Below are 17,233 nucleotides of genomic sequence, written 5' to 3'. Positions count from 1 at the left end.
AGTTCTACTTCCGTACAACTGACGTGACCGGCACTGTTGAACTGCCAGCGGGCACCGAGATGGTGATGCCTGGCGACAACCTGAAGTTCAACGTTGAGCTGATCGCACCGATCGCAATGGAAGCCGGCCTGCGCTTCGCGATCCGTGAAGGCGGCCGCACCGTTGGTTCCGGTGTTGTGTCCAAAATCGTCGAATAATCAGTCCTTCTGATTGTTTACGGAAAGGCCGCCCCTCGGGGCGGCCTTTTTGCTTGGGGAAGGCGCGGTCCCGCCAAGGGAAGAAAGCCGCGATGAGAGCGCATTTTGCGCGTTTTCCCTCTTGCCCTTCCTGCAGCACTGCACTACGAAACTGCTCACGTTAGGGGTATAGCTCAGTTGGTAGAGCGACGGTCTCCAAAACCGTAGGTCCCGGGTTCGAGCCCTGGTGCCCCTGCCATTTTCCAAAATATGTACTTGTCAGAGATCCGTGCGCTTCGCGGCGCATTTGGAATTTTATATGCGGACCATGCGCCTGAAGCGGCCTGCGGACATACGGGCCAGTTTGATGGCGCGTTGCGGGGTTTTGAACTTCACATAAGGCGCGTTGGCATCAAAGAGCGGGGGCGAGAAGCTGCTCTCCACCCCAAGCCATTTGTAAAAATCCTGATAGTAGATCTCGCGCAGCGCCAGTGCGCTTTCAAAGCTGAAGATATAATACTCATGTGTCTGCATAATGTTGGCGAAGATGTCGCGCGCGCGCGCATCATCGGCTTTGTACGTCGCGGTCGCGCCGCCAAATCTGAGCTGGCGGCTGGTGCGGCTGATTGAAAGGTCGCGGGTGCAGATCACGAAGCGCACATCATAGTCGGCCAGATCCTTGATCTCGTCCTGAAGCTCCTCAAACCATTTTTTCGGCCCGCGGGAGTAGGGCATCGAGCGGTGGATGATCACCAGGTCGTCGCCCCTGTCGCCGTTCCAGCCGTAGCCATCCCACGCGCCGAAGGTTTTGCATTTCTGGAGCACGTGTGAGGCCACGCGGGCAAGGAATACGCTGCCGGAAGATTCAAAACCGGTGACAATCAAAAGCCGTTTCATGTCTCTCGTCCTTAACAATATCCATACTGGCACAGACCGGGCCTTGGGGCCCGTAGCGGTACATTTGACAGGCTCTGAAAGGGGGCGGGGCTGATCGAAATTCTCAGCGATCCCCGGCAGATGAGCGTGCCGCTGTGCGCCGCAGGTAAGCTATCATGGGTTGTCGTTGCGGCAGAGTGTTATCTGCATGTGACGGGCCACAGGCGGAGTTGAGCCGGTGGCTGCTGATTTGTTGTGCGGCGCGGCGGAGGGGGCTGGCGCTTTTTTCTGGTTATGGGGGAGGGCGGCTGTTAGCGTCCCGCTATGGCTGAAATCGAGATTGAATATTTTTACTCCACCCACTCTGCCTTTGCTTATATCGGGCATCAGAGACTGCTGGACATCTGTGCCAGGAAGGGCGCGCATTTGCGGCACCGGCCCATAGAGCTGTCGCCAGTCGTGGAGCATGCAGGCGGGCTGTCCTTTGCAGGCCGGACGCAGGCGCATGTGGATTATTTCTTTGGCCGCGAAATCGAACGGTGGGCCGCGTTTCGGGGCGTGGAGGTGCTTGGGCATCGTCCGAGCTTTCACGACGCGCCGCTCGCGCTCTCCAGCGGCGTGATGATTGCGGCGGCAGAGGCGGGCTGTGATCTGGACAGGCTGGCGTTTGCTCTGCTGCAGGGGCATTGGCGTGACGATATGGATTTGAATGATGCAGGAGCATTGGATGAGGTGCTGCAACGCGAAGGGGTAGATGCGGCTGGGTTGCTGAAGGCGGCGATGTCGGAGCCGGTGCAGGCGCAGTTGGCGGCGAACACGCAGGAGGCCATGGCGCGCAACGTATTTGGCTCGCCCACCTATGTGTTGAACGGGGACATGTTCTATGGGCAGGACCACTTGGAGCTACTAGAACACGCGCTGGAGACGCCCTTTGGCCCGCATCGGTTCCAAAACCCGCCGGTTGGCTGAGGCTAGGCTGTTTGCCGGTTTTTTATGCGCTGCGGGCGAGCGGCGGATTTGTACGTGACGTCGCGGCGTGTAAGCGCATAACGGGTGGCTTGACTTGAGTGCTCACCCAAAAGTAAGTGTCTGACCGCACGATCAGCCGTGTGATCAACTTAAAATTTACAACAAATGATTTTTAGAATACTGAAAACGCTATGAAAAATGGCGGTCTTCCCATTCGCGATGTTAACGTTTGTGACCCTTAGAATAGTTTCTGAATACTTTTTTATCCTCTAACGAGATCATGACCCAGGCACCGACAGCACTTTATTCTGCGCAGGACGCCCTGCCGGCTGATGCCGCGCAGCGCAATCGCTGTCGGCTGCTTAGAGAGTATGCAAAGGAGCGGGCTGCGCGTTGGAAGGCGCGGCTGGTGCTGTTTGCGATCGGCTGTTTCATTGCCTGCTTTGCGCTGGATCCGTGGATTGTTGCGATCGCCTTTCTGCTCGCTGTTGGCGGTGACTGGTTGGATAGTCATATCCTGAGAACCCATGTGCTCCGTTTGATTGAGACGGGGAGATTCTGGCCCGCACAATGGCTGGCTGTGGTCTCCAGCGCCATCCAGGGTGGCGCCTTTGTTGCTAGCATTGGGGTGTTTTACTTTGCAGAGCTTGAAGAGGCAGATTTGCTCTTTGTCGTTGGGGCGCTCTGTATCGGCGCGGTGAACGCGACAATTGCCCTGCCGAAGAATCCGGCAACGGCCATTTGCAGGTTGCTTTTTTATGCTAGCGCCCCGTTTGTGCTGATGGGGGTGCATGCCCTGCAGCTGGGGTCCTTTGAGCCGTTCTACCTCATCCGCGCTTCCAGTGTGATGCTGATGTTTTGCCTGTTTTATATGTTCATCGCGTTTTCGAAGGCGGGGCTGGAAAACGCCCGTATCACTCAGGATCTGCGTCAGCAGCGGGCAGAGATGAAGGCGGTGACTGCGCGTTTGCAGGAACAGCAGACCGAGATGCGCCAGTTGTCTCTGGTGGCCCGCAACGCCAATGACTGTGTGATCATTTCTGACAAGAACCGGCACATCGTCTGGGTGAATGACGCTTTCACAAGGATCACAGGGTTTTCTTTGGCAGAGGCAAAAGGGCAGGCAATTGTGGATCTGTTGACCGGCAACATCGAAGAGCTGCGGAGCTACAAACCCATTGAGGATGCTGTTGCCGCTGGCCGTGCCTTTCGCGGTGAGCTGCAGAATGTGACCAAGGACGGTCGACGCATCTGGGTAGATGTGAACCTCTGTCCGATCCGCGATGAAACTGGTGAAGTTGAGTTTTTCGTGTCGATCGAACGGGACGTGACGGAAGCGCGTCAACTCTCGCAAGACATGGTGAAAGCCCGTGAGGCGGCTGAGCAGGGAGCCCGCACCAAAGCGGAGTTCCTGGCAAACATGAGCCATGAAATTCGCACGCCGCTGTCCGGTGTGATCGGTATGGCCGATCTTTTGGCTGAAACCCAGCTGGACACAGAGCAGGCGCGCTTTACCGAGACCATTCGCGGATCTTCCATGTCGCTGATGGCGATCATCAACGACATTCTGGACCTGTCCAAATTGGATGCCGGGCGCATGCAGTTGCACCCGGTGGTGTTTTCACCGCACGCTTGCATTAAGGAGACCTTGGATCTGTTGAGCCCTGCGGCGGACGACAAAGGGCTGGTGATCACCTTTAATGTGGGGGAGAGCACGCCGGACTATGTGAAGGCTGATGACGGGCGTATTCGTCAGGTTCTGACCAATATTTTGGGCAACGCCATCAAGTTCACAGACACCGGTGGTGTGGATGTGATGCTGCGCCATACCTGTGATGCAAACGGGCGGCGCCTGATCTGCGAAGTCAGCGACACCGGGATCGGCATTCCGAAAGATCAGCAGGACAAGATTTTTGATCACTTCACCCAAGCCGAAGCGGCGACGTCGCGCAAGTTTGGCGGTACGGGGCTTGGTCTGTCGATCACCCGGCATATTCTGGATGTGATGGGCGGCAGCATCATGGTGGAGTCCGAGCCCGGCGAAGGGGCGACGTTCTGCGTTGAGATACCTTATGAGGATGTGGAGCAGTCTGAGCTGTCCCCTATGCAGGCTGCCAATACAGATGCGCCCGCACAGATCGAGCCGGGGCTGCGCATACTTGTGGCTGAGGACAATCAGACCAATCGTTTCCTCATGAAGAAATACCTCAAGGATCAGCCGCTGGAGCTGGCCTTTGCCGAAGATGGTCAGGAAGCGGTTGAGATGGTTGAGGGTTTTTTGCCCAACCTGATTTTCATGGACATGTCGATGCCGCGTCTGAACGGCGTGGAAGCGACGAAGGCCATTCGCAAAATGGCCATTGCACAGCCGACCATTGTGGCGCTGACCGCGCATGCCTTTGATGGGGAAATGCAGGCGTGTCTGGATGCGGGCATGGATGAATTTCTCACAAAGCCGCTGCGCAAGGTTCAGCTTTTGAACTGGATCGCGGATCACCAGAAAAACGGACAGATCACCGGCGCAGCGTGACGCTTGGGATGACCTAAGACTGTTTTGCATCCATAGCAAAGCGCGCAGCATTTTCGGCGCCAAAGGCATCATCCTGTGCTGAGGTGCTCCAGAATTGCGGCTGTGCCTTGGGAATGCTGAGTGCCCTTTGCGTTGCAGGGCGTGCGTCGATGCGGTCAAACCACGCTTGCAGATGCGACAGCCCATCGATCGAAACCTTGGCCCAGACGTAAGCGCGTGCCCATGGAAAGGTTGCCATATCGGCGATGCTGTAATCCTCGCCCGCAAGCCATTCGCGGCCCTGCAGACGGGTGTTGAGCACTTCGAGAAGGCGGCGGCTCTCATCCACAAAGCGTTTGATTGCGTAGGGCTCTTCATGCCCATTGGGCGCGGCGATGCGCTGGAAGTACATGGCTTGGCCCATCATCGGCCCGACACCGCCCATTTGAAACATCAGCCACTGCAGGGCTTCGGACCGTGCGTTTGGATCTGTTGGCAGGAACTTCCCGTATTTTTCGGCCAGATACCAAAGGATTGCGCCGCTCTCAAACACCGCAAAATCGCCGTTTGAGCGATCCACGATGGTGGGTATGCGCCCGTTCGGGTTGAGTTTCATATAGTCCGGCGCTTTCTGCTCGCGTTTGCCAAAATCAACGAATGTCAGGTCGTAGGGCACGCCGGCCTCTTCCAGAAACAGGACCGGTTTGTAGCCGTTCATTGTGGCAGCGGTATAGAGGTGGATGTCTGGCGTGGTCATGAGGGCACTCCGGGGTTCGGCAAGCTCGAATCCTCAGGCTAGCATCTTCGGCTATTGCTGGCGACACGTGGCTGGCGGCTGCACATTTGACCGGTGCAGCCGCCAAGTTTGGGATGCAAGATTGAATGAGGGCGTTGGCCGTTAGCCTGCGAGATGTGCCGCGAGATGGGCGTCAAAACGCTCAAAATCTGCGGCAATGTCGGGATTCTTCATCACATCAAACGCGGCAAAGGTTGGCAGGGCGGACATGTCAAAGAACTTTGCGTTCAGGTGCATGGGGCGCAGCAGGTCATCGACGCTGCCACCGGCAAAAAGAGCCTCGGCAGGATCATCAAAGGACTCACGCGGGGCGTTGAACGTGACTGACAACATGTAACGGGTGCCCGTGAGCGTGCCACCCATGCCGTAGTTGGACTTGGGGGCCTCCTCGGTGCGGCCATCGCCAGCGCTTAAGCGACCGTCCAGACCGGCGGTGTAGACTTCATCCATGTATTTCTTGAAAGACCATGGCACGCCCATCCAATTGACCGGGAACTGGAAAATCACAGTGTCCGCCCATTGGTGGTTCGCGATCTCGGCGTCTACGTCATAGCCCTCGGCGACTGTTGTGACGCGCACTTCATGGCCTTTGTCTTCGAGCGCTGTGCGGGCGCGGTCGGTCAAAGAGGCGTTCAGCCGACCTGGTGCAAACTCATAGGGTTGGGCGCCGTTGAGGATCAGTATGTTGGTCATGATGCATTCCTTGCATTTGGGACAACCGCTTGGGGAGGTGCGGTGCGCAGGACGTGTGGTTGCTCAATGCGGGGTTCAACCTTTGCGCGTTTCTCAAATCCGCACGTTTCCGTGAAACTTGCAGTGGGGACCGGAAAACCCATTGGGCGGAAGGCGTTAGGAGCGACCTCAAATTACATCTTCAGTATATTTTCGGGATCAGATCGGCCCATCAGCACATCTGCAATGGCGATCCAGTTGCCGCGGGCGCGGCCGCGTCTGTCGACCCATGCCTCCGGGCGCAGGGACCGCAGGTGGTTGGCGGTGAAGTTGCGCAGGCACATGGTCAGGCCGCGCCGCCACGGAATGCTGCCTTTGCGGATCAGGTAGAGCGGGTTGGCGATCTGGGAATAGCCCAGGATTGCGCCGTTGCGCTCGCGGCCAGATTTGACGCCGCAATGCACCCCTACAAGACTTTGCAGTTTGACCTTCTGGCCTGGAAGGCGGGCGCCAAAGTCGAGATCTTCCTGCCATGCATAGAGCGGCAGTTTTTCGTCAAAGCGCACGTCTTTGGCCGCAGTGGACCGCACCGCCATGTTGCAGCCGTAAAGCCCAAGCAGGCCGGAGTTCAGGATTTTGGGTTCCCCCCTTCCAGCGTCCGGCGCTTGCTGCTCCCAATTGACCACTGCATGTCCCGCATCCTTGATGCTGATGCCCTCAGAGTTGATCCCATCCGCCAAGAGATGGCCGGTGACGCCGGTCACCTCAGGGAAGGCCTCAAAAGCTTTGATGATGTCCGCAATCACATGGCAGCTGGGCACATAGTCATCATCTTGAAAGAAGATAAAATCGGACTGATCCACAACGTGATCCAGCCCGACATTTCGTTGCCGGGAAGAGCCTTTTTCTGAGAGGATCACCTCTGGGAGGACAGGTGCGTGAGGCAGCAGTTTTGTAAAATCCGGCGCGTCTTCGGGTTTGGTGACCACCAGCAGGATCCGGCTGGGCAAGACGGTCTGCCGCATCAGATAGGGCATCATTTGGGCCAGAGTGTCAGAGCGACCAAGCGAGCAAATCACCACTGCTACGCGCTTTGGGGCAACCGACATACAAGCACTCCGAAAAATTTCATTTTCCAGTGTCTATATGTCTAGCAGGTTGCATAATGCGATAAAGTGACAGTTGTGCCTTTTCCGGTTTTTGATGGTGTGTTTGGTGGTATTTCGCAAAAGAGGCCCGCTGCTTAGGCAGATTATCGCCACTGTGCTGTTGGGTGGTTTTTTATCTGCGCAGCAAAGTGGCGCTGAGGGGAAATTGAGGGCACCGCCAATTGGCGTGGCAAGCAATTTTGGGGTGGATCAGCAGGATCGGGTGCTGCGGCTGGCGCAGGCGTTTCCCATTCTCAACATGCGCGATTCCATTTCCTGGAAAGAGCTGGAACGCGCGGCAGGCGCCTATGACTTCGGCAGGCCGCGCACGGGCTTTCCTGCGCAATTTGATCTGGAGAAGGTTGCGACAACGCTGATCGTGCATCCCGCCAACCCGCTTTATGAGGCAGGCAATACGGTGATGACTGAACACGGCATCGCCGCCTTTGCGCGCTATGTGGAGGCGGTGGCCACGGCCTACCCGGGCGTGGTGGCCATAGAGGTGGCCAATGAGTTCAACGGAGGCAGTTTTATCAAAGGCCCGGCGCGTAAGCTGGGGCCGATGGCGCGCGCGGATTTGCATGCGGCACATCTGGCCGCGGTTTCAGAGAGGTTGCGTGCGCGAGCCCCTGAGGTGCGCATCATTGGCGGTGCCGCGCATTCAATCCCCGCAGGCTATCTGTGGCGGCTTCTTGATCAGGGTGCGGCGGCGTGGATGGATGCCATAGCACTTCATCCCTACACCACAGAGCCTGAACAGTTTGTACGGCAAGTGGCGGTGTTGCGGCGGCATCCGGAGATGGCGGGGCTTGGCATTGATGTGACGGAGTTTGGTCATATCGACCGGGAGGGGGCGCCGGGCTACATGCTGCGGTACTATTGCCAGATGGCGCTGGCGGGTGTGGACCGCGTGGCTTGGTATCCGCTGGTGCGTAGGGGGAAATATGCGGGGCTATTTGCGCGCGATGGGAGCATCGAGCCAGCGGGGCGCAGCTATCGCATGATTGCTGCGGAACTCTCGGGCACGGATGTTGAGGCGGTTGACGCAGGAGCCTTTACCTATGGCTGCGCCTTTGATGGCGGCCGCAAGCTGGTGCTTTGGGGCGCGTCGCGTCCGGTGACAGTAACGGCGGCAGATGTGACTGTGCGCGGCGCTGATGCGGTGGCGGTGCCTGCGCGGAAAGAGATGGCCTTGTCACGTGAGGCACCGTTGGTTTTCAGCGCAGAGCGGCCACTTGCGCTGGACACGGATATTCGGCTGGGGGCGCAGGCGCTGCTGGCCGATAGTTTTGATCAGTTTGCCTACCCTTCGGAGGGGGACGCTCCGGGCAGAGCGCCGGGATTTCAGCGTTTCCTGCAGGTGGCTGGGGCTGAAGAGAGGCCGTTTGTCACGCGACCGGGGCAGGAGGCGCGGGGCAGGCCCTGGACGCCTTACCTTGGCACGGATCTTGCCGAAGGTGTGCGGCTGACGGCGCGCGGGATGCAGCTGGGCGGGGGGCGTGCTCAGGATATCGGGATCGTGCATCGCTATGTCTCAGGGCAGGACGTTACGCTTGATGTGTCCGCTAAGCTGGAGATCACGGGGCAGGGTGGCGATGGTGTGATGGTTGTCATCAAGGCCAGCGGTGGGGTGCTGGTGCAGCAGGTTGTGCAAACGGAAGAGGAGATCGCACTGACGGGTGTCAAACTGCCTGCGGGGCAGGCTGTGGACATCGTCGTGCGGGCAAATGGCTCATCACGAGGGAATAGTTTGCGCCACCGATTTCAGCTTTTTGATGCTGAGGTTGCCCGTAACTGAGCAGCGGGTGGGAAAAGGGTCGCCTCGGGTCCATGAAGCTTTGACACAGGGGAGGCGATGGCGCAGGAATAATCTTGTATTCTGCGTGTTTGGCCATTTTTATGACCGTTTCTGTGAGATCATTTGTGAAGGCACCGGTGGGGGCCGCGGTGGCGGCGGTCAATCCGCAATGCCGCTTTGACCGCGCGATATTTGTGATGTCTCACATGCGCGGCGCGACGACGGCCTTATCCAACGTGCTGTGCAGCCATCCTCAGATTTCAGGCTATGGCGAAGCGCATATTTCTTATCAAGGACGCGGGAGCCTGGGGCAGCTGGCGGTCAATCAGGCAAGGCGCAGCGCGTGGTCGCCGAGCGCGCGATACCTGTTTGACAAGATGCTGCACAATCGGCTCGACCGTGACCTGCCAGAGGCGTTTTTTGCCGCGCGTGTGGTCTTCTTGTTGCGGGCGCCGGAGCCGACAATCCCGTCGGTGGCCAATCTCTTTCAGCATGTGGGGTCCAGCGAGTATCCCGATGAGACCACAGCGGCGCAATATTATCTGGCGCGGGTGCGGCGGCTCACTCGCCTGTGGCCACGGTTTGCGCCAGAGCGGCGCATCGGGTTGCGCAGCGAGGCGTTGCTGTCTGATCCGGAGGGCGCTGTGGCGCGCATTCAGGACATGCTGCAGATGATCCCTCCGCTAGAGAACCGCTATGTCAGTCGGGCGGCGAGCATCGCGGCGGGGGCGGGCGATCCGATCCAAAGTGGCAAGCATGCCATGATTGAACGGCGCGCGCCTCAAGTGGACGTGCCACGGCCCAACATTGCGCCGTCTCTATTGGCGCAATGCCGGAAGGCCTATGAGGCGTTGTTGCAGATGGTGGAAGAGGGTTAGGAGGCAACCCGGTGCTGATCCAGCGCGGCAATCACCGCGCGGGCGGCATTCTCCCAGGTGAAGTCGGAAATATGCGCACGGCCCGCTGCGATCAGCGAGCTGCGCAGCGCCGGTTGGCTCATCAAGAGTTGGGCGCTGATCGCCCAGTCCTCAGGGTTGTCGGGATCCGCATAAAGTGCGCCGTCACCGCACACTTCAGGCAGGGCTCCGCATGGCGCGGCGATGGCCGGGGTGCCCAGTGTCAACGCTTCGGCAGGGGGGAGGCCGAAACCTTCGGTGCGTGATGGCGTGAGCACGGCAACGGCCCCTTGATAGAGCGCGGCGAGTTCCCGATTGGAGACAAACCCCGGGAAATGGACGTTGTCCGGCACGACATGGCCCGCGCCGAGGAACGCCTGTTTAGTGGATTTTCCGACCAGCACCAGCTGGGCATTTTGCATGTCGGGCCGTGCAAAGGCCTGTAGCAAGACAGCGATGTTCTTGTGATCCTGCAGGCTTGAGAGGGCCACGAAATAAGGCGTCTTCAGCGGAGCGTTGTTGGGGTTGTAGCTATGAGAAGACAGAGCGGCCAGATGACCGACGCCATTTGAGACCACATGGATCTGATCTGATTTGGCGATGCCCAAAGCCACCAGTCGGGACTTGGAATATTCCGACACCGCCAGCACCAGGCGCCCATCGGTGGCCGCACCATAAGACAGCAGTTTGCGCCACTGACGCGTGGTGAAGCTGTAGCTTTCCGGTGCATCAAAGACATGGGCATCGTGCAGCATGGTGACGTGGTTTTTGCCGAGCAGCGGAGCGGTGTTAAAAAAACCAGCGATGCGGCCGCGGCGGCTTAGACGGGGAAGTTCCAGCTGTTCCCAGAAAATGCCGCCAAGGCGTCCGAAGACCTGAAACGGGATGCCCAAGGCTTGCGCTGCTTTTTTCGCGGCGGGGGGGACAACCACTTTGAGGTCATAGCGGGCGGCGACGTCCGGGTCAGTCGCCTGAAGTCTGGCCAAGGCCAGGGTCAGCTCGCGGGCGACTGTGTTCACTGCTGTGGTGTCTGCGGTCAAGAAGCGCCCGTTGACAAAAACCGGAAGTCGGGTCGTCACATGATCTCCTCAACCAGTTGCTGCATTTTTTTCTGAAACACTTCTTTACGGAAGCTTTCGGCGTGGCGGCGCACGGCTTTGGGTTTGATGTCGTCCTCCACCGCAAGGAATTGATCGACCGCGCCGAGCAGCGACGGAATGCTTTGCTCGTTATAGAGCACGCCGGTGGGATCGCCTTTGTCCAGCCCGCGCACGGTTTCAGCAGAGCCTCCGACACCAAAGGCGATAACAGGGGTGCCGCAGGCCTGCGCCTCGACCGGGACCATGCCAAAATCCTCAAGTGCGGCAAAAAGAAAGGCGCGGGCATTGCGAAAACACTTGGCCATATCGGCGTCGGCAAGGCGGCCCGTGAACTCCACGTTGGGACCGGCAAGCGCCATGATGCGCGACTGCTCCGGCCCGGTGCCCACGACTTTGAGTTTGAGATCCGGGCGGCGGGCGAAGGTTTCGACAATGAGGTCGATGCGTTTGTAGGGCACAAAGCGGGATGCGGTGACAAAGTAGTCATCACGCGCGCCTTCGTTATAGGGGAAACGCTCCATATCAATGGGAGGGTGGATCACCTGCGCCTTGCGGCGGTAGACCTTCTCGATGCGCTTGGCGATGAATTCCGAATTGGCGACGATGTGGTCCACCATATTCACCGTGCGCAGATCCCAGAGGCGGAATTTGTGGAGCATGCCATGTGCGAGATGGCGCTTCAGCTGGCCTAGAAAGCCGCCACCGAGACTGTCCAGATATTCTGGCGCAAGATCCCAAGCATAGCGGGGTGGCGAGTGAATATAGGCGATATGGGGTTGATCGACCCCGGTGATCACGCCCTTGGAAAAGGCGGCGGAGGAGCTGATCACGCAATCAAAGCCGCGCATATCGAATTTTTCGATCTCGCGGGCGCATTGCAGCAACAGATATCGGTAGTATTTCTGCACGCCGGGCAGCCGGTTAAGGCGGCTGACCTTGAGCGGGCTGAGCCCACCGTTTGTTGCGTAGTCACGCTCTTCCTTGGTGAGAAAATCAAAGAGAGTATGTATGGGAGCGCCGGGGAAAGCACGCGCCAATTCGGCGGTTACGTGCTCTCCACCAGCAAGTCCGGGGAACCAGTCATGTACAAGTGCGATGTTGCGTGCCGGGGAGCGCATCAACATGGCGAAACCTACCTATCCTTTGGCACCTTGCCCCCGCGAATACACATCTTCGTAGCGAATGATGTCATCTTCGCCGAGATAGCTGCCGGTTTGAACTTCGATGAGAACCATGGGGACTTTGCCAGGGTTTTCCATCCGGTGAACTGCCCCAAGCGGGACGTAGATTGATTGGTTTTCCGATACCAGTTGTTCGGTGTTGTCCACCGTTACTCTTGCCGTGCCCTCCACGACGATCCAATGCTCTGCCCGATGGTGATGGGATTGCAGAGACAGGGATGCGCCCGGGTGGACATGGATACGTTTGACCTGAAAACGATCGCCAATGACGAGACTTTCAAACCAGCCCCAAGGACGGTGATCTTTGGGGAATGCGGTTGCCTGTAAGGCGTTTTTGGCCTTGAGCGCCGTGACGGCGTGTTTCACGTCTTGCGCCTTGCTCATATCCGCGACCAGAACCGCGTCGTTCATGGCCACGGCAATGATGTTTTCGAGGCCGATGCCGACGATTTCCTGGGTGTCGGTTTCAGAGCGCAGCAAGGTGTTGCGGCAGCCTATATCGGTGGCATTGCCTGATAGCGCGACGCCCTGATCGTTCTGATCGCTGTTGCGCCATACGGAGTCCCAACCGCCAAGGTCAGACCAATAGCCGGTGAAAGGCATCACAGAGAGATTGGATGCCCGCTCCATCACCGCGTAGTCGATGGAGATGTCTTCGGCCTCGCTCCAGGGCTCTGGCGCCAGACGCAGGAAACCAAGGTCCACTTCGGCCGCCTCAACAGAGGCCTGGACCGGGGTGATGAGGTTGGGTGCGTGCGCCTCAAAGGCCGCGATAATGTCTTTGGCTTTGAACAGGAAGATGCCCGCATTCCAAAGATAGTTGCCCTGCTCAAGCATGGCTTGAGCCACTTCAAGCTTTGGTTTTTCGACAAAGCGCGACAGCTTGATCGTGCCTTCAGCGTTCTTGGGAGAGCCTTCGAGCTCCAAGTAGCCGTAACCGGTTTCCGGAGAGGTTGGCGTGATGCCGAATGTCACCAGTTCACCACGCTCAAGTGCAGGCAGCGCTGCTTTGACACTGGCCTGAAATGCGGTCACATCAGGCACCACGTGGTCAGATGGCCCCACAAGCATGACGGCGTCCGGGTCTTCGGAGTGAAGGTGCAGGGCCGCTGCCAATACGGCGGGTGCGGTATTGCGGCCTTCGGGCTCAATTAGAATGGTTTTGGGGTCAATTCCGATATCCATTAATTGCTCGGTGACAATAAAACGGAAGTCGGAATTTGTAATAACAACGGGGGTTGAGAAACTCATATTCTCAATTCCGCCCGTAAGGCGCTGGGCGGATGATTGAAAAAGAGTGTGTTTGCCAACCAATTCGACAAATTGCTTGGGGTAACTCTTTCTAGAAAGAGGCCACAAGCGCGTTCCAGAACCGCCACAAAGTAAAACCGGCGAAACTTTCATTCGGGTTTATCTCCAATATTAATCTACAGATCCTGAAGAATATTCAGGGAGGGTATACGCAGATCCTGAAACTGAATTCAGGTATAAGTGTATCATGTGACTGCCTCAAGTTATTGAGAACATTGTCACAAAACTATCACCCGCTGCGGGAGATTGCCTGAAAATTAGGCTGACTGCCAGCTCTTTTGCGCATGAACTAACCGTTTGAGGAAAGTTCCGCACGAAAGAGTATGCGGCGTTGTTTTCATAGCCGTTAGGCGGTTGTTGCGGTGACGTCAGGTCGTGGTTTTGGCAGAGGTTGTGGCGGATAGGGGATCTTCCCTAGATCTATTCTCCTTATGGTTAAGTATTGTTCATTAAATATTAATGAAGGATTAATTTTGATTTTGTGATTTATGAAACGCTGTCGTGTTTTTGATTTGGCGAAATTATCGAAATGGTTGAGCGTTGAATTGGCGTGTCGTCCTTGGGGGTTTGATCAACAGAATGTGAGAGAAATCAGCATTGCGGACAGCGTTATGGGCGATTGTTTGCTGGTTGCATTAACGTCAGTTCGGCGGCAATTTGCCGAATTATTATTTTGTTAACTATTCGTGTCTCGCAAACGCGCTCGAAATAATTCAAAAGGCAAAAATAATCTTGTGTCAGGCGCGTGCGTAGTGCCGCTGCCACCGTTTTCAGTGATCAGTAGAAAATTAACTTCGCAGAGATATCGACTCTGTTGAAGCAATTGTGGTGCCGGAATTGAACCGAGGAATAGTGGCCGTTTCCTGAATGTCGCGGGCGGAGTGCGTATGCACAGCCTCTGGAGCATTCCTATCGAGTGGGGGCGCGTTCAACGGATCGGTTCGTCAGCCCGGCGCATAAGCAAGCCGCGATGGTCGGCAGAGAAGATCGGACGCAAAGTCCCAATCCGGTGCAGGAGCCAGAAGGTCTGCGCCAAGGTGGAGAAGATAAAATGACTGACACCGCGGAACGCGATGTCTTGAAAGACAGAACTCTGAAGCTTGACCCCGATGAGAGCCGCTGGACCTCCCGCCAAGGGGGCGAGGTGCTCTTTGTCGGGCACGGAGATGACAATGTGATCGGCGCAAATGGCGTTGATCGTTTGGCTGAGGTGACGGTTGACGACTATCTGGCCGATGGTGGCCCATCAGATGTTTTGCGGGACAATGTCGAAGTACAAGCACTGGCCGGCGATGAAGTATACGAGCGCGCCATCAGCTTTGATATTTTCGAAAGTGACCGACTGGTGTTGAAGCTGGCGCATGTTGATGAGCGTGGTCCGGATTTTGTGGCATCACGCAATCAGCTGGGTCGGAATAGTGAGGCCATCAACCTCTTCGGTGACCTTCAGCTGGGCGAAGGCCAGCAGGATGATCGCTTGGAAGCACTTCTCGCGTGAACAGGAGATACCGTTGAGCAAAGCAGCCTGATCAAAAAATGAGCGACTGGCCAAATGGAGCTGCCTGAATAGCCTGTGTCGTTTACCGCAAACGGGCCGCGCGATAAGCTGGCAGCGTTGGTTGATTTGTTTTGCGGGTGGTTTCTTGGACAGGCTGATTTACATCATCGGCTCCGGGCGCAGCGGCTCCACCGTTATGGAGCGCGTTCTCAACAGTTCAGACAGATTGGTGGGCGTTGGAGAAATCCACGCGCTGTGGCGGCTGCCGATTGACGGGTTGATGTGTTCCTGCGGTGCCACCGTACCCGATTGCACTTTCTGGCAAAGCGCTTTGTCGCACGCTGAAATTGATGCGGATGATCTGGCGGAACTTGCGGAGCTGGAGGCCAGTGTGATCCGCAATAAGTTTCTGGTGCGACAGCGGTATGATCTCAGAAAGATTGCGCGCGATCCGGGCATTGTACGTTTTAACGCATTGCAGGCTCGGCTGTTTGACGGCGTGCGGGTTGCGAGCGGTGCCGAGATCGTGCTCGACAGTTCCAAGGCGGGGCCGCGCGCTTGGGTTTTGGCAGCTTCAGAACGCCCTCCGGTGTTTTTACACGCCTATCGCAATGCCCGTGATGTGATCGCGTCATGGCGAAAACCGAAGTTTGAACCCTCCACCAAAAGCTTGATGAAAAAGCCAAGTTTGGGGGGCGCCGCGCTCGACTGGATCAAAGTGGAACAAGCCGCGCGCAGTCTGGCCTGCCGAGGGCAGAAGGTGAGCCGCGTGAACTATCTGGATTTTGCCAAAGCGCCGCGCCCGACCTTGCACGCTGCGCTAGAGCCTTGGTTTTTGGGACTGGTGGACACGATGGATTGGCGTGGCGAGAGGGATGTCGCACCGGGCGCGCAGTATCATTCGGTCCTCGGTAATCCGGATCGCTTTGACAGAGGGGTGATCCAGATCCGGCCGCAACGGGTGGCGGCGCAAAACTTTTCGCGCGGCGAAGCCATTGCCATTCAGAGCGTTGCCGCGGTTCTGCAGCGGATTTACCGATAGCTGGCGGCTTAGGCCTGTGAGCGCTTTGGGGTGAAACTGTCTCGGCACCAGCGGGTTATAGGCCGTTCGATCCAGAGGTGGGTGGCCGTGCCCGCAGCGATTGCCGCAACAAACAGCACTGCCGCAGTGCCGATGGGCCCTAACAGTGTGTCGATTTCAAGGGCTGCGAGCCCTTTTTCTCCGATTTGCAGAACTATGGTGTGAGACAGATAGAGTGCGTAGCTTGCAGCGCCTTGTTGTTGCAAAAACGGGGATTTGAGCGACTGGAAAGCGCGCTCCAGGCAAAGTGCGCCAGCCACGATGCAGAAGGCCGGCAGGCCGAAAATTAGAAACCGAAGCGGCATGAGTTGTTGGAAATCCGGCCCCCAGTCGAAAATCTCTGGGAGGACCAGTCCGAGGCCACCGGCTGCGATCAACAGCCAACCGGTGCTGCGCCGCCCGCCAATGGTGCCTGCTTTCAGGTGCCAATGCGCCAGCCAGCAACCTGTGAGAAATTCCAAGAGAATACTGTTGGTGAAGAAGAGGGCCACCGCGCCGGAGGGCTGTAGAAGCAGGCCAGCCAGCGGTAGGAGCAGCAGGTAAGTGGTGATCACCATCAGGCGACGGCGATTGGGCAGAAAAAGCGCTGTGCCAAAGAGCAGGTAGAAAAACGCTTCGAAGTTGAGGGTCCAGCCGACGCCGAGAATGGGCATAAGCGCGCCGTTGCTGCGTTCAAACGGAATGAAGGCCATGGATTTGAACAGATTGGTCAGCGTGGCGTCTGTGTCGGTGAGGCCAACGGGGCGCAGCCCAACGGCCACCATGCCAGCGATGAGCAATAGGAACAGCCAGTAAAGCGGCACGATGCGTGTAGCGCGTTGTGCAAAGAACTGTGCCGGCGTGGCGGTTCTCTGCGCCGTGGTCAGCGTGATGATAAAGCCCGAAATTACAAAGAAAATATCGACCCCGGCCGCACCTACATGGATGTCCTTGATCCATGGGGCATGCGGGAGCAACGGCGTGCGCAGGTGGTGCAGAACCACCATGGTCGCGGCAACAGCGCGCAGAACTTGTACATTACACAGCATAGCAAATGACCTCTCCCCGAACGGCCTTGGCACACAAAGATGGGTCGGATCTCTTTTTTAGCTCTGCTGGAAAGATGGGCTCTGTCAACCTACGGGAGATGATAGTGCCCAGCATTGGGCAGATTTTGCGCCTCCAAGTGGCAATGCTGTTGAAAGATCCGGCAGCCGCTCGCATGGTAAGGCTGTTTTTATGT

General features: G+C 57.4%; 14 protein-coding genes, 1 tRNA gene and 1 pseudogene. 8 read left to right on the top strand and 8 right to left on the bottom strand.

Annotation, left to right across the window (positions count from 1 at the left end; all coding sequences use genetic code 11):
- Positions 1–197 (top strand): annotated as a pseudogene (gene tuf, locus J7399_RS17275) (elongation factor Tu); the annotation flags it as partial.
- 162 nt (positions 198–359) lie between these two features.
- Positions 360–435: transfer RNA gene (locus J7399_RS17270), tRNA-Trp, on the top strand.
- 56 nt (positions 436–491) lie between these two features.
- Here J7399_RS17270 and J7399_RS17265 read toward each other — a convergent pair.
- Positions 492–1,073: a hypothetical protein gene (locus J7399_RS17265; RefSeq protein WP_209079425.1), complete on the bottom strand. Its 582-nt coding sequence runs from the start codon at positions 1,071–1,073 to the stop codon at positions 492–494.
- A 303-nt stretch (positions 1,074–1,376) separates the two neighbouring features.
- Here J7399_RS17265 and J7399_RS17260 point away from each other — a divergent pair, with 303 nt between their 5' ends.
- Positions 1,377–2,021: a 2-hydroxychromene-2-carboxylate isomerase gene (locus J7399_RS17260; RefSeq protein ID WP_209087978.1), complete on the top strand. Its 645-nt coding sequence runs from the start codon at positions 1,377–1,379 to the stop codon at positions 2,019–2,021.
- A gap of 280 nt (positions 2,022–2,301) precedes the next feature.
- Entirely contained in the window at positions 2,302–4,551 is a 2,250-nt protein-coding gene (locus J7399_RS17255) for an ATP-binding protein (RefSeq protein WP_209087975.1), read from the top strand.
- 13 nt (positions 4,552–4,564) lie between these two features.
- On the opposite strand, the gene J7399_RS17250 is transcribed toward J7399_RS17255, so the two are convergent.
- The 3 genes from J7399_RS17250 to J7399_RS17240 all read right to left on the bottom strand — a co-directional run bounded on the left by J7399_RS17250 (position 4,565) and on the right by J7399_RS17240 (position 7,107).
- Entirely contained in the window at positions 4,565–5,287 is a 723-nt protein-coding gene (locus tag J7399_RS17250) for a glutathione binding-like protein (protein WP_209087972.1), read from the bottom strand.
- Between the two features lie 141 nt (positions 5,288–5,428).
- Entirely contained in the window at positions 5,429–6,019 is a 591-nt protein-coding gene (locus tag J7399_RS17245) for an NAD(P)H-dependent oxidoreductase (RefSeq protein ID WP_209087969.1), read from the bottom strand.
- Between the two features lie 173 nt (positions 6,020–6,192).
- On the bottom strand, positions 6,193–7,107 hold the full coding sequence (locus J7399_RS17240) for a glycosyltransferase (RefSeq protein ID WP_209087966.1): 915 nt from the start codon (positions 7,105–7,107) through the stop codon (positions 6,193–6,195).
- A gap of 205 nt (positions 7,108–7,312) precedes the next feature.
- Here J7399_RS17240 and J7399_RS17235 point away from each other — a divergent pair, with 205 nt between their 5' ends.
- Entirely contained in the window at positions 7,313–8,944 is a 1,632-nt protein-coding gene (locus J7399_RS17235; RefSeq protein ID WP_209087963.1) for a hypothetical protein, read from the top strand.
- 101 nt (positions 8,945–9,045) lie between these two features.
- Positions 9,046–9,822: a sulfotransferase gene (locus tag J7399_RS17230; protein WP_209087960.1), complete on the top strand. Its 777-nt coding sequence runs from the start codon at positions 9,046–9,048 to the stop codon at positions 9,820–9,822.
- On the opposite strand, the gene J7399_RS17225 is transcribed toward J7399_RS17230, so the two are convergent.
- The 3 genes from J7399_RS17225 to J7399_RS17215 are packed head-to-tail and all read right to left on the bottom strand — an operon-like array spanning position 9,819 to position 13,525.
- On the bottom strand, positions 9,819–10,919 hold the full coding sequence (locus tag J7399_RS17225) for a glycosyltransferase family 1 protein (protein WP_209087957.1): 1,101 nt from the start codon (positions 10,917–10,919) through the stop codon (positions 9,819–9,821). The two genes, J7399_RS17230 and J7399_RS17225, sit on opposite strands and share 4 nt — an antisense overlap.
- Entirely contained in the window at positions 10,916–12,064 is a 1,149-nt protein-coding gene (locus J7399_RS17220) for a glycosyltransferase (RefSeq protein WP_209079434.1), read from the bottom strand. Before J7399_RS17220 ends, J7399_RS17225 begins: the two co-directional genes overlap by 4 nt.
- Before the next feature lie 12 nt (positions 12,065–12,076).
- A complete protein-coding gene (locus tag J7399_RS17215; RefSeq protein WP_209087953.1) occupies positions 12,077–13,525 on the bottom strand; it encodes a mannose-1-phosphate guanylyltransferase/mannose-6-phosphate isomerase in 1,449 nt (482 codons plus the stop codon).
- A 958-nt stretch (positions 13,526–14,483) separates the two neighbouring features.
- Here J7399_RS17215 and J7399_RS17210 point away from each other — a divergent pair.
- On the top strand, positions 14,484–14,930 hold the full coding sequence (locus J7399_RS17210) for a hypothetical protein (RefSeq protein ID WP_209087950.1): 447 nt from the start codon (positions 14,484–14,486) through the stop codon (positions 14,928–14,930).
- Between the two features lie 145 nt (positions 14,931–15,075).
- Entirely contained in the window at positions 15,076–15,972 is an 897-nt protein-coding gene (locus J7399_RS17205) for a hypothetical protein (RefSeq protein WP_209087947.1), read from the top strand.
- 8 nt (positions 15,973–15,980) lie between these two features.
- Here the strand turns inward: J7399_RS17205 and J7399_RS17200 are convergent, their stop codons facing one another.
- Positions 15,981–17,039 carry an acyltransferase gene (locus J7399_RS17200; RefSeq protein WP_209087943.1) on the bottom strand — a complete coding sequence of 353 codons (1,059 nt, stop codon included), beginning with the start codon at positions 17,037–17,039 and terminating at the stop codon, positions 15,981–15,983.
- Positions 17,040–17,233: the final 194 nt, after the last annotated feature.

The organism is Shimia sp. R9_1 (assembly GCF_017743775.1).
Classification (GTDB): Bacteria; Pseudomonadota; Alphaproteobacteria; order Rhodobacterales; family Rhodobacteraceae; genus Shimia.
This window is presented reverse-complemented; position numbering and strand designations above follow the sequence as displayed.

Excerpts from the sequence above, each read along its gene's own strand:
- J7399_RS17265 (WP_209079425.1), bottom strand. The coding sequence starts at position 1,073 with ATGAAACGGCTTTTGATTGTCACCGGTTTTGAATCTTCCGGCAGCGTA.
- J7399_RS17260 (WP_209087978.1), top strand. The coding sequence starts at position 1,377 with ATGGCTGAAATCGAGATTGAATATTTTTACTCCACCCACTCTGCCTTT.
- J7399_RS17255 (WP_209087975.1), top strand. The coding sequence starts at position 2,302 with ATGACCCAGGCACCGACAGCACTTTATTCTGCGCAGGACGCCCTGCCG.
- J7399_RS17250 (WP_209087972.1), bottom strand. The coding sequence starts at position 5,287 with ATGACCACGCCAGACATCCACCTCTATACCGCTGCCACAATGAACGGC.
- J7399_RS17245 (WP_209087969.1), bottom strand. The coding sequence starts at position 6,019 with ATGACCAACATACTGATCCTCAACGGCGCCCAACCCTATGAGTTTGCA.
- J7399_RS17240 (WP_209087966.1), bottom strand. The coding sequence starts at position 7,107 with ATGTCGGTTGCCCCAAAGCGCGTAGCAGTGGTGATTTGCTCGCTTGGT.
- J7399_RS17230 (WP_209087960.1), top strand. The coding sequence starts at position 9,046 with ATGACCGTTTCTGTGAGATCATTTGTGAAGGCACCGGTGGGGGCCGCG.
- J7399_RS17220 (WP_209079434.1), bottom strand. The coding sequence starts at position 12,064 with ATGTTGATGCGCTCCCCGGCACGCAACATCGCACTTGTACATGACTGG.
- J7399_RS17215 (WP_209087953.1), bottom strand. The coding sequence starts at position 13,525 with ATGAAAGTTTCGCCGGTTTTACTTTGTGGCGGTTCTGGAACGCGCTTG.
- J7399_RS17210 (WP_209087950.1), top strand. The coding sequence starts at position 14,484 with ATGACTGACACCGCGGAACGCGATGTCTTGAAAGACAGAACTCTGAAG.
- J7399_RS17200 (WP_209087943.1), bottom strand. The coding sequence starts at position 17,039 with ATGCTGTGTAATGTACAAGTTCTGCGCGCTGTTGCCGCGACCATGGTG.